This is a genomic window from Vibrio cincinnatiensis DSM 19608, from assembly GCF_900167345.1.
GTDB lineage: Bacteria > Pseudomonadota > Gammaproteobacteria > Enterobacterales > Vibrionaceae > Vibrio > Vibrio cincinnatiensis.
In genome coordinates, this window is sequence record NZ_FUXB01000008.1 from 100,275 (window position 1) to 112,194 (window position 11,920).

At 43.5% G+C, this 11,920-nt stretch carries 9 protein-coding genes and 2 pseudogenes; 7 read left to right on the forward strand and 4 right to left on the reverse strand.

Features of this window, described 5'->3' with window-relative positions:
* Positions 1 to 45 precede the first annotated feature (45 nt).
* On the forward strand, positions 46 to 741 hold the full coding sequence (pyrF, locus tag B5D54_RS09130) for an orotidine-5'-phosphate decarboxylase (protein ID WP_078926239.1): 696 nt from the start codon (positions 46 to 48) through the stop codon (positions 739 to 741).
* Between the two features lie 67 nt (positions 742 to 808).
* On the opposite strand, the gene miaE is transcribed toward pyrF, so the two are convergent.
* Both miaE and B5D54_RS09140 read right to left on the reverse strand, forming a co-directional pair.
* The gene (miaE, locus tag B5D54_RS09135; protein WP_115174012.1) at positions 809 to 1,600 is read right to left on the reverse strand and encodes a tRNA isopentenyl-2-thiomethyl-A-37 hydroxylase MiaE; all 792 of its coding nucleotides are present in this window, start codon (positions 1,598 to 1,600) and stop codon (positions 809 to 811) included.
* A 59-nt stretch (positions 1,601 to 1,659) separates the two neighbouring features.
* The gene (locus B5D54_RS09140) at positions 1,660 to 2,424 is read right to left on the reverse strand and encodes a DNA repair protein (protein WP_078926240.1); all 765 of its coding nucleotides are present in this window, start codon (positions 2,422 to 2,424) and stop codon (positions 1,660 to 1,662) included.
* Between the two features lie 296 nt (positions 2,425 to 2,720).
* On the opposite strand from B5D54_RS09140, the gene cysB reads away from it, so the two are divergent.
* Together cysB and B5D54_RS09150 are read left to right on the forward strand one after the other, a co-directional pair.
* Positions 2,721 to 3,695: an HTH-type transcriptional regulator CysB gene (gene cysB / locus B5D54_RS09145; RefSeq protein WP_078926241.1), complete on the forward strand. Its 975-nt coding sequence runs from the start codon at positions 2,721 to 2,723 to the stop codon at positions 3,693 to 3,695.
* Between the two features lie 55 nt (positions 3,696 to 3,750).
* Positions 3,751 to 4,968 carry a methyltransferase gene (locus B5D54_RS09150; protein ID WP_078926242.1) on the forward strand — a complete coding sequence of 406 codons (1,218 nt, stop codon included), beginning with the start codon at positions 3,751 to 3,753 and terminating at the stop codon, positions 4,966 to 4,968.
* 23 nt (positions 4,969 to 4,991) lie between these two features.
* Here B5D54_RS09150 and ald read toward each other — a convergent pair whose 3' ends face one another.
* A complete protein-coding gene (gene ald / locus B5D54_RS09155) occupies positions 4,992 to 6,110 on the reverse strand; it encodes an alanine dehydrogenase (protein ID WP_078926243.1) in 1,119 nt (372 codons plus the stop codon).
* Between the two features lie 153 nt (positions 6,111 to 6,263).
* Between ald and lrp the strand changes: the two genes are divergently transcribed.
* From lrp to B5D54_RS09170, 4 genes and pseudogenes are all read left to right on the forward strand, one after another.
* Entirely contained in the window at positions 6,264 to 6,758 is a 495-nt protein-coding gene (gene lrp, locus B5D54_RS09160) for a leucine-responsive transcriptional regulator Lrp (protein ID WP_004726475.1), read from the forward strand.
* 185 nt (positions 6,759 to 6,943) lie between these two features.
* Positions 6,944 to 7,628: pseudogene (locus tag B5D54_RS17545) on the forward strand (DNA translocase FtsK 4TM domain-containing protein); the annotation flags it as partial.
* Positions 7,629 to 8,191: 563 nt separating this feature from the next.
* Positions 8,192 to 9,796, forward strand: a pseudogene (locus B5D54_RS17550) (DNA translocase FtsK); the annotation flags it as partial.
* Between the two features lie 527 nt (positions 9,797 to 10,323).
* On the forward strand, positions 10,324 to 11,310 hold the full coding sequence (locus B5D54_RS09170; RefSeq protein ID WP_078926245.1) for a carbohydrate porin: 987 nt from the start codon (positions 10,324 to 10,326) through the stop codon (positions 11,308 to 11,310).
* Between the two features lie 77 nt (positions 11,311 to 11,387).
* Here B5D54_RS09170 and dsbB read toward each other — a convergent pair whose 3' ends face one another.
* On the reverse strand, positions 11,388 to 11,909 hold the full coding sequence (gene dsbB / locus B5D54_RS09175) for a disulfide bond formation protein DsbB (RefSeq protein ID WP_078926246.1): 522 nt from the start codon (positions 11,907 to 11,909) through the stop codon (positions 11,388 to 11,390).
* Between the last annotated feature and the right edge of the window lie 11 nt (positions 11,910 to 11,920).

Below are 11,920 nucleotides of genomic sequence, written 5' to 3' on the forward strand. Positions count from 1 at the left end.
CTATAGGCTGCATTTTTTTAGGCTCAATATATCTTAGGAGTAGAAATGAAGGACCCAAAAGTAATCGTGGCACTGGATTATGAACAAAAAGAGGATGCGCTTCGGTTTGTCGATAGAATTGACCCTGCGAGTTGTCGATTAAAAGTTGGCAAGGAGATGTTTACCCTGTTTGGTCCCCATTTTGTTACGGAACTTCATGCTAAAGGCTTTTCGGTATTTCTTGACCTCAAGTTCCATGATATTCCGAATACATGTTCTAAAGCGGTACGTGCGGCGGCTGAGCTTGGTGTCTGGATGGTCAATGTTCATGCTAGTGGTGGAGAGCGAATGATGACCGCTTCACGAGAAATTCTTGAACCCTATGGCCATGAGCGTCCGTTGCTTATTGGTGTTACTGTGCTAACCAGTATGGAAAAGCATGATTTACAGGGTATTGGTATTGAGAGTGAACCTGAGCAGCAGGTGATGCGCTTAGCTACATTGACGAAAAATTCTGGTTTAGATGGGGTGGTTTGTTCCGCTCAGGAAGCGGCTATGTTGAAAAGTGAACTTGGGCAAGCATTTAAACTGGTGACACCTGGGATCCGGCCTGTAGGGGCTGAGGTTGGCGATCAGCGTCGGATTATGACTCCTGTTCAAGCTATTCAGTCTGGGTCTGATTATTTAGTAATTGGTCGGCCAATTACACAATCGGTTAATCCAGCTCAGGTGCTAGCAGAGATTAATGCCTCATTATGCTAGGCCATTTTTGAAACCGCTGGATCTACATAAACAAAAAGAGGTGGGCTGTTCACCTCTTTTTGTTTCTCTAGTTGTGAGTAGTGTCAATGGGACTGCCACTATGAAATTTAAAGTCATGATCGGGTGACGAAATCAGTTTAGCTTCGACAAGGCGAAAATAGTCGATGCGTTGGTGAATCTCTTTTTCTGCTATTTGTTCGGCTAATGCTAAGTAATCTTGATAGTGACGGGCTTCTGAGCGTAAAAGTGATAGGTAAAACTTTCCGATGGATGTTTCTAAATAAGGCGCAAGTTTCGCAAAACGTTCGCATGACCGAGCTTCAATAAAGGCTCCAATAATCAGCTTATCGACGAGTGCATCTGGTTCATATGTTTTGACATGCTTAATCATGCCTTTAGCATAGCGGCTCGCGTTAATAGGATGATACTCCAACCCTTTTGCTTCGATAAGTTCAAGAACTTGATAAAAATGGTGCAGCTCTTCTTTGATCAGTAGTACCATTTTATCAATCATTTCCTGCCCATAAGAGCAGTTGGGTTTGGCTTGAATTGATTTTGACAGTTGGCTTTTCCCTTTTAGAGTGTTGAGGTTACCAAGGCATTTATAAGCAAACTGTTCATACGGCTCAACTAAACGGCTCAACAGCTGGCCAGCCTCTTCTGTGACTGCATAGCGTTTGAGCAAGAAGATGGCGCTTTGTGCTGCTTTCAGCTCACACAATAAATGATCGCGCAGAATAATAGGGAGGTTTTCCGGCTTTTTTGCTTCCTCAATCCAAGCTTCTGGCGTTGTGCAGCCGAGAAACTGATCAATAGGGTTTAGTAGCTCTTGGATAGTTGGAGTATTTATCATCATCATAAGTAATTAAAAAAGGCCGCCAATGCGACCTTGTTAGACATGAATCGCACAGAAGGCGATTACCACTTTTTCTTTTCGCCAAAAAGGGCTTCCATATCACTATTGCGCTCTTTTTCTTCAAGCTGTTGGACTTCAGAAGCATTTTTTGATTGACGACGAGCTTCGACCTCATCATACATGGTCTGTAGTTTTTCTCTCGCCTGATTGGAGTAGTTATCATTTTTTGTGCTTAGCACATCAATGCCTTTTCGTAACAATTGAAGTGCTGTGCCGGGTTGGCCTCGTACGATGGCATCATTTGCCCGTTTGATCACATTTTCAATGTTGATCCGGATTTGTATCGTTTCCAATCGAGCATTTTCAGTCACGTAAGCTTGGGTGTCAAAACGGCCTTTATTGTGTTCACTGCGGATGGTATCTCGTAAGCGCTTGACGAGTTTGAGCATTACGATGGCTTGTTTATCACTACTTGGGACTTTAAAGGTAGTGCTTTCCCCACCTTGGTGGTGTTCCTTTAGATGTTGGATTTGGGTTTGCATGTTTTCAACACGTTGGGCTAGTTGCTTATTTTTAGGATCGAGATCCAACATGTTCTGTAAGGCATCAAGGATACGACTATTTAAACAAACGAGTAAATCTTTGCTAAACGGCAAATGATGTGCATTGCCGATGAGATCTTCGGTTGCATCAATAATGGTCAGATATCTTGCCGACTCTTGCTTTTTTGTCGTTTCAACCTTGAGTTTGTATTGAAGCATAATGTTATAACCCAAGATTAAAACCAGTAAAATGGCCACCAGAGCGATAATTAAACCTATATTCATAAAATCCGTATCTTTTTCAAAGGGCCCAATGCCAAAGGATACACTATCCTAGCTGTTCTCTACACTACCTACCAATAGGCAATGTCCATTATTTCTGTTTTCCGCATAAAAAAATGCAACAGAGCGATCATTTTTAGTGGGAACTGCTGATTTTCCCTTAAAATACTCGAAAGATGAATCTTTTATAGAACAATTTCTTGTAAGCTCTTTGCATTATGTTTACGAAGCGTTATAACTAATAATTATAAACTATGAAATTGCGATGTCGCACTTCGCATGGAAATATAGGATCAATTATGAAGTTGCAGCAGCTTAAATATATTGTAGAAGTGGTCAATCATAACTTAAATGTGTCGGCAACAGCAGAAAGTCTATATACGTCGCAACCTGGTATCAGTAAGCAAGTGCGTTTACTGGAGGATGAACTGGGTATTCAAATTTTTGAACGTAGTGGTAAGCACTTAACACAGGTGACGAGTGCAGGGCAGGAGATAGTCCGTATTGCGACGGAAATTTTAGCCCGGACTGAAAGTATTAAATCGGTGGCGGCAGAACATACCCACCCAGAAATGGGGACGCTAAATATTTCGACCACTCATACTCAAGCGCGTTATGCCTTACCCGATGTGATTAAAGGCTTCACGGCTCGCTATCCTAAAGTTTCCTTACACATGCATCAAGGTACGCCGAGCCAAATGTCAGAAGCGGTAGCGAAAGGGATAGCGAACTTTGCTATAGCGACTGAAGCGTTACATTTATACCAAGATGCGATCATGTTGCCTTGCTATCACTGGAACCGTTCAATTGTGGTACCGAAAGACCACCCATTAGCACAAAAAACAGCAGTGACGATTGAAGATATAGCCGCTTACCCTTTAGTCACGTACGTATTTGGTTTTACGGGGCGTTCAGAACTGGATACGGCATTTAATCGTGTTGGATTGCACCCAAGGGTTGTGTTTACTGCAACGGACGCAGATGTCATTAAAACCTATGTTCGGATGGGGATCGGGGTCGGTGTTATTGCGAGTATGGCGATTGATAAAATCCAGGATACGGATTTAGTTGCTATTGATGCTAGCCATATTTTTGGGGCGAGCACGACCAGCATTGGTTTTCGTCGAGGAACGTTTTTACGCTCGTATATGTACGATTTTATGGAACGTTTTGCTCCACATCTCACTCGCCCAGTTGTGGAGCGAGCGATTTCTTTAAAATCCAATGCAGAAATTGAAGAGATGTTTAAAGATATCGAATTACCAGTTCGTTAGCCCTTTCCTCTTGGTTATCCTCCCTCTAGAATAAGCTCTTTCTTTAGGGGGGATCATGAGAGACATTTTCCAACAGTGTGATACGTTTCTTTACCAAACCCAGCCTTTCTGGCGTTTTGAACCTTTTCACTACAGTGGCGCTTTAATCTCTCCTTGGCATCATATTATTCCTGAGTTAGATAACCGATTAGAGGGTCTTTCTCTTGAACATATCGTTACCTTGAAACAGCAGCCAGAACAACTTACGAATCTTTTAGCACCGTACATTCCCGACTTAGATAACATGGTTCGTCTTCAAGACGCTTTGCTATCGAAGGTGAGTGTTGAAAGTGCTCGAGAGGCGTGTCGTGACCTTTATACGGGCGTCCCAGGGCGAAAAGTGAGGCAGATACAGAGTTTGGGCCCTTTTCTGGTGAGTCGACATCAAGGAGAGGCTGAGGCTTGGCTTGAGTGGTGTTCTGGTAAAGGTTATCTTGGTCGTTGGCTTGCTGCTCACACCTCACATCCTGTTGTCAGTTTTGAGTATCAAGCAACATTATGCGAAAAAGGGCAATATGAAGCGGATCATTTAGGGTTGGCGATGACTTTTGTTCAAGGGGATGCCTTTGATGTTGGTAGCCAGAGTCTATTTCAAGCCCATCAGCATGCTGTTGCTTTGCATGCTTGTGGTGATCTACATATTCGATTGATGCAGTATGCTGTCAAAGGCCAGTTAGCCGCCATGACCTTTTCTCCTTGTTGTTATCATCTTATCGAAGGACAGCATTATCATCCGATTTCTGAGGCAGGGAAACGTTCTTGTCTAAATTTGACTCGTAATGAATTGCGCATACCGCTACAGGAAACGGTGACTGGAGGAGAGCGGGTTAAACGCCATCGTCAACTTGAGATGAGTTATCGTCTCGGGTGGGATGCATTGTTACGAACGGAATTGGGTTATCAAGAATACTTACCCACCCCAAGTATTAAAAAATCGCAGCTAAGTGATGGATTTCAAGCTTTCTGTCTCTGGGCAGCGGATAAGAAAGGGATTGATTTACCTCTGGTTGATTTTAACCATTATCAAGAACAGGGCATTCAGCGTTTTTGGCGTATGGAACGGCTTAGCCTAGTTCAACAAGGATTTCAACGCTTACTGGAATTATGGTTAGTGTTGGATAGAGCGGTCTTTCTACAAGAGCAAGGGTATCAAGTTGAGATCAGTGTGTTTTGCTCACGTGAAGTCACACCAAGGAATATTGTTATTCATGCTCAAAAAGATAACCGGGTATAACCCGGCTATAAACAGGTATCATATCAGTGGTTGATGGCCTCGAGTGGGGGAACATAGGGAAGCTTGAAATTATCGGCAACTTCTCGACACGTGATCTGCCCATGAATGATATTGAGGCCTTTCAAAAATCCGGGATCACTGAGCAACGCTTGTTGGTAACCTAAGTTTGCCAATTTTACAATGTAGGGAAGCGTGGCATTGTTGAGAGCAAAGGTTGATGTTCGAGCCACGGCTCCCGGCATGTTGGCAACACAATAGTGGACGACATTATCAATGACGTAAGTGGGATTGTCGTGGGTGGTCGGACGAGAAGTTTCAATACATCCTCCCTGATCAATAGCGACATCGACGATGGCCGAACCTGGTTTCATTCGTTTGATATGCTCTTTCGTGACGAGTTTTGGCGCTGCAGCCCCCGGAATTAATACGGCACCAATGACCAAATCGGCCTCTAAAACCTGCTGCTCAATCGCATCGGCAGTGGAATAAATCAGTTTTACTCGGCCTTGAAACTCTTCATCAAGTCGACGGAGTGCGTCGATGTTTTTATCTAAAATCGTCACCTCAGCTTTCAAGCCTATGGCGATTCGTGCTGCGTTTGCCCCAACCACGCCTCCCCCAATAATGACGACTTTCGCTGGAGCGACCCCGGGAACACCACTAAGCAGCAACCCCATTCCTGCATGAGATTTTTCCAGAGCGAGTGCTCCGGCTTGGACCGACATTCTACCCGCAACCTCAGACATAGGCGCTAATAGTGGTAAGCGTCCCATATTATCTGTTACAGTCTCGTAGGCGATGCAGACCGCTTTACTCTTGATAAGTGCTTCAGTTTGTGGAAAATCTGGGGCAAGATGTAGATAGGTAAATAGAATTTGCCCTTCTTTTAGCATTGCTCGTTCTACAATCTGAGGCTCTTTCACTTTTACAATCATGTCTGCTTGCGCAAAGATATCAGCAGAAGAGTGAAGGATGGATGCGCCTGCAGCGATGTAATCATCGTCTGAAAAACCGATACCTATGCCTGCGTGGGTTTCGACAATCACTTGGTGGCCGTGGGAGAGAAGTTCTCTTACACTGGCGGGAATCAATCCCACACGATATTCGTGGTTTTTGATTTCTTTAGGGATGCCAATTATCATCCTAGCTCCTTATGTGTTGGGTTGTGTTAATGAATGTAGCTGTTTTGTGTCGAATTTATAACTAGTTTAGTTGCGCATATATAAAGTTTGATGCTGAATATAAAGAAGTTGAAGTATATTTTTTTGCAAGGAAGTAATAAGGTGGAATAAAAAATGGCAGACAACTATAAAAGGCCGTCCAAGGATCTTGACCGTATTGATCGCAATATCTTAAATGAGTTGCAAAAAGATGGTCGTATTTCGAACGTAGAATTATCCAAGCGAGTAGGGCTTTCTCCTACTCCTTGTCTAGAACGTGTGCGCCGTTTAGAGCGTCAAGGTTACATCACGGGTTATACCGCGTTGCTTAACCCACAGTATCTCGACGCTTCACTGCTTGTGTTTGTCGAAATAACGCTCAATCGTGGTGCTCCTGATGTGTTTGAACAGTTTAATACAGCAGTACAAAAACTGGATGATATTCAAGAATGTCATTTAGTCTCTGGTGATTTCGATTATCTTCTTAAAACACGAGTCTCTGATATGGGGGCGTATCGTAAGCTGTTGGGAGACACCTTGTTGCGTCTACCTGGGGTGAATGACACGCGTACTTATGTTGTTATGGAAGAAGTAAAACAAACCAACCAGTTGGTCATTAAGACCCGTTAATACGGTAATGAAGGTGGTTAAATCAACTTCTTGCCACATTCTGACGTAGAGACATTGGGTTTTTGACCTTGGTATGGTTAAATCAATAAACAAACCGAGCGGCTATGGCCGCTCGGACTGTTTTCATCTCTCCAGTATGCGTATAGTGTAGTGCATATTGGGCATTATCATAGTCAAGTTGGTTTATGTTCAAAGAGAACAAGCATAAAGTTGAAACGATTATCAAGACCAGTGAAGAGCCTCAGTCTTTGCGCTTGAATGGTAAACAACGACTAAAAGAGTGCGGATTGATTCTCGCTGTGCTCTCCTCCATCTTATTGTCAGTCGCTTTACTGACTTTTCATCCTGCGGATCCTTCTTGGTCACAAACCGCATGGGGTTCTGATATCCAAAATGCAGGAGGTATTGTTGGGGCGTGGGTCGCCGACACTCTTTTCTTTATTTTTGGTTCGTTAGCGTATTTATTGCCAATTCTTTTAACACTCTCTGCTTGGATTTTTCTAAGGCCGAGAGAGGCAGATGAAAAGTTTGATTTCACGCTATGGGGAACGCGGTTGCTGGGGTTAGTCATGGTGATTTTAACCAGTTGTGGCCTTGCTGATATTAATTTTGATGATATTTGGTATTTCTCTTCTGGTGGGCTTATTGGCGATGTTTTAACTAGCCTTGCATTACCCACGTTGAATCTGTTAGGTACGACGCTTGTTTTACTCTTTTTATGGGGGGCAGGGTTCACCTTACTGACTGGGATATCATGGCTCACTATTGTGGAATGGTTGGGAGAGGGGGCGATCAGCGCCTTTCAATGGCTGGTTAACCGTTTCCGTGGCGAAAATGCAGAATTAGTCGCTCCTCAGTTAGTTGAACCTCAAGTCGCTGAACCTCAAATGGTTGAGCCTATCCAAAATCCGAACCCTCAGCACATTGATGAAGAGGTGGGGGCTCACTCTGAATTTTCAACGATAGAGCTTGAAGAGGATCCGCAAGAGCGGCGCTTTAATATTCATATACCAGAGCCGCGTACTGCTGATGTTCGTTCGGTTCAACCAAAGAGCGTTTCTCAACAGGAACCTCCTGAATTTTCTTATCCAGATGACGCTGAACCCGTATCGCCCACACCATCGCGTGAGGCGCAGCTTGGTGCGACCATTGAAGAACTAGAAAATGCGGCTCGTCAGAATAACGATTTTGCTGTGGTACTCGAAGAAGAAATAGAACAACTCAATGACGTTTCTGGTGTGCCAGCAACGGTGGGCTCCGAGCAAGAAGTGCAAGAGAGTCACCATACCTTTTCTTCATTACCCAAGTCGGATGATGATTTTGCTGAACCGATGATTTCAACACTGGATGTGGTTGAAACGTCAGCAGAAGAATATCCAGCGAAAACATCATCGATGAACACTGAGGAACCCACAATAGAGGGAGAAAGTGAGGATGACCCTGATGTACAGGCTTTTCAAACCTTGGTTTCAGAGGCTCAAGCCAATATTGCCGCAAAACAAAATCCATTTTTGATGCAGCAAGATGTGAATTTACCGAAACCCACAGAGCCGATGCCAACGTTAGAACTTCTGTATCATCCAGAGAAACGAGAAAACTTTATAGATCGAGCGGCTTTAGAAGACATTGCTCGCTTGGTTGAATCCAAATTGGCTGATTATAAAATTCAAGCGCAAGTGGTGGATATCTTCCCTGGCCCAGTCATTACTCGTTTTGAGTTAGACTTAGCTCCCGGAGTGAAAGTAAGCCGCATTTCTAGTTTATCGATGGATTTGGCTCGTTCTCTTTCTGCGATGGCTGTTCGGGTTGTTGAAGTGATTCCTGGTAAACCTTATGTTGGATTAGAACTGCCCAATATGAGCCGTCAAACGGTTTATTTATCCGATGTGATCAGTAGCAGCCAGTTTAAAGAATCAAAGTCGCCCACTACCATCGTATTGGGCCAAGATATTGCGGGTGAAGCGGTTGTCGCAGATTTATCAAAAATGCCTCATGTTCTGGTCGCTGGAACCACGGGGTCGGGTAAGTCGGTCGGTGTTAACGTCATGATTCTTAGCATGTTGTATAAATCGACGCCGGAAGAGGTTCGATTTATTATGATTGACCCGAAAATGCTTGAGTTATCAATCTATGAAGGCATCCCTCATTTATTGTCCGAAGTTGTGACTGACATGAAAGATGCCTCCAACGCATTGCGTTGGTGTGTGGGAGAAATGGAACGCCGTTATAAATTGATGTCTGTATTAGGCGTTCGAAACATCAAAGGCTTTAACGATAAACTGAAAATGGCGGCACAGGCGGGGCATCCGATTCATGATCCACTTTGGAATGAAGGGGACAGTATGGATACGGAACCTCCATTGTTGGAGAAACTGCCTTATATCGTGGTGGTGGTTGATGAATTTGCCGATTTAATGATGGTTGTTGGGAAAAAGGTGGAAGAGCTGATCGCTCGCTTAGCTCAAAAAGCGCGCGCGGCGGGTATTCACCTTATTCTGGCAACACAACGGCCTTCTGTGGATGTGATCACCGGATTGATTAAGGCCAACATTCCGACACGGGTTGCCTTTACCGTTTCAACGAAAACCGATTCACGAACCATTTTGGATCAAAGTGGTGCTGAGTCGTTATTGGGAATGGGGGATATGCTTTATCTACCGCCGGGTTCAAGCCATACCATTCGTGTCCATGGTGCTTTTGCTTCCGATGATGATGTTCATGCGGTAGTCAATAACTGGAAAGCGCGGGGCAAGCCAAATTATATCAGCGATATTATTAATGGTGACCAAGGGCCGGATGCATTATTGCCGGGAGAAAGAATGGAGGAGGATGAAGAGATGGATCCTCTGTTTGATCAAGTAGTAGAGCATGTGGTAGAAACTCGACGAGGCTCGGTGTCTGGGGTTCAACGTCGCTTTAAAATTGGTTATAACCGTGCTGCTCGTATCGTTGAACAACTGGAAGCTCAAGGTATTGTGAGTGCTCCAAGTCATAATGGTAATCGAGAAGTTTTAGCCCCCGCACCACCGAGAGATTAATCTCCTCTATCATCGTCATGCAGCTTAGAGTGATCTAAGCTGCATTTTTTATACTCCTCTCTCAGTCAATTTGATGGAGTCCCAGCATTAACCCTTTATCTTCACGCGACAAGCAAGCTCTTTTCGATCTATTTTCTGCCTTTCTATTTTCTGTTTATTTACATTTATTCTGTGAATTAATTTTTTCAGTAAAAAAATTAACAATAATAATCATGCCAATATTTAATTTCTTATCCAAATTAATTCAATAAGCGTGATGAAGGGAATATTCCTGAATATTGATTAATTGGGAACGGTTCCTTGTGTGATCGCATTCATGGTTTCTATCGTTTTGGTGAATGTAAACTCTCCTCTGTCAGTGGCATGCAGGGAGGCGCATGTACAGTGGTCACTGGCCTCAGAAATGAAAGGATTACCACATTGAAACAATGTACCCCCTAATCAATACGTTCTTTCTGAGTAGCGCTAAGGAAAAGCATTAAACCAATAAAATTAAGACAATGACTATCAAGTCAATGGAGATAATAATGAAATTCAATACCTTTGGTAAACTTTCGCTTGCTTCAGTTTTAGTTTCTACTGCGCTGGCAGCGAATGCTGGTATCAGCGTTGAGAACGAGATGGGTCTATTTACGATTGGCGGTGACGTTGAGTATGATCTCAACTTTACTGATAAAGAACGTGGTAACAGTGATAAACAAAATTTCAACCAAGACGGCCGAATTTTGGTTCAAATTGCTGCTGAGCGTGCTGTAGCTAATGATCACTATCTAAAAGTACAAGTTCAACCGCTATTAAAATCAAGCGGGGACGTCGATTTAGATGATGCTTTCTTTGCTATTGGTCGCCAAGCCGATTGGGAATTGAAGATTGGTCGTTTTGAAGCGTTTGATATGTTCCCTGTTGGGCAAGATACCATGCTCGATTTTGCGGGCGATGAACCTTACCGCTTGAAAGAGGCTCGTGGCCGTGGTGATTATGGTCAAGTTAGCTATGCAAAATCGTTCGACAATCTTTATTTCGAATTAGCATCATTATTTAAAGAAAATAACAGTACTGACGCAGACAAGAATGCGGTATTTGTTCGCCCAGTTTTAGCTTTCCAAGCAACAGACAGTTTGCGTTTTGCTGCGGGTATGGAAGCTAACCTGACGGCAGACAAGAAAGATGAAGCGAATGACTACATCGGTTATGGTGCGACGATTCAATATGCTGTGCAGGACTTTAGCTTAGATTTAAGCTATGCCTACCGTGACTTTGATACCGTAAAACAAGATGACACTTCGATTGGTGCCGTTATTCAGTATAAACGTTTTGGTTTAGGTCATATCTATTCTGAAACTGATACGGGCAGCAAAGAGAAAATGAACACCACTTGGGCATCTTATGAAATTGCTAACGTGATGGATGTGCAAGATTTCTCTATCTACCTTGGTTCTTACTTCTCTAAAGTGGATAACGATAGCGATGACCAAGATGTTGGCGTTCGTGTTCGCTTCAAATACTTCTTTTAATTCGTAATTCGCACTGCTTAGTTTGCCCACCGATTGGTGGGCTTTTTTATGAGAAGTGGAAGTTATGTCTGCTAAGGCTATGAAGCACGTTTAATGCATTGCGCAACCAAGATTGCAGCAAGGGCGACTAAGTTTCCAGCAAAAATGATGATGAGCCATTGTGGCATACTTAGCGTAAATAATTGCCAAGAAATATCACTGCAATCCCCATAGGCTTCGAACATCCAAGGTGCCCACTGATTCAATGGAGCCCAGCTTGGGAAGGTGACAAAAAGATCGCAAGTATTAAAAGGGGAAGGGTTTAGTTGGTAATCTACATGCTGCATGGATAAGACTAGCCCTTGGTAGGCACTACCTCCCCAAATGAGGAGCCCTAGCCACCGAAAGATTGGATGTTTAGGTTTGATGAAGCCGATAAGGGCCCCTATACCAATGCCTAACATGGCGATTCGTTCATAGATGCACATAACACAAGGGGCTAGCAGCATCACATGTTGAAAATAGAGTGCTGAAAGCTCAAAAAAAAGTACGAACAGAAATAATATCGCCCAAGAGAGGCGACGATGAGAGAAATGTTTGAGTTGCAAAAGTGCGTTCACATCATCATCCT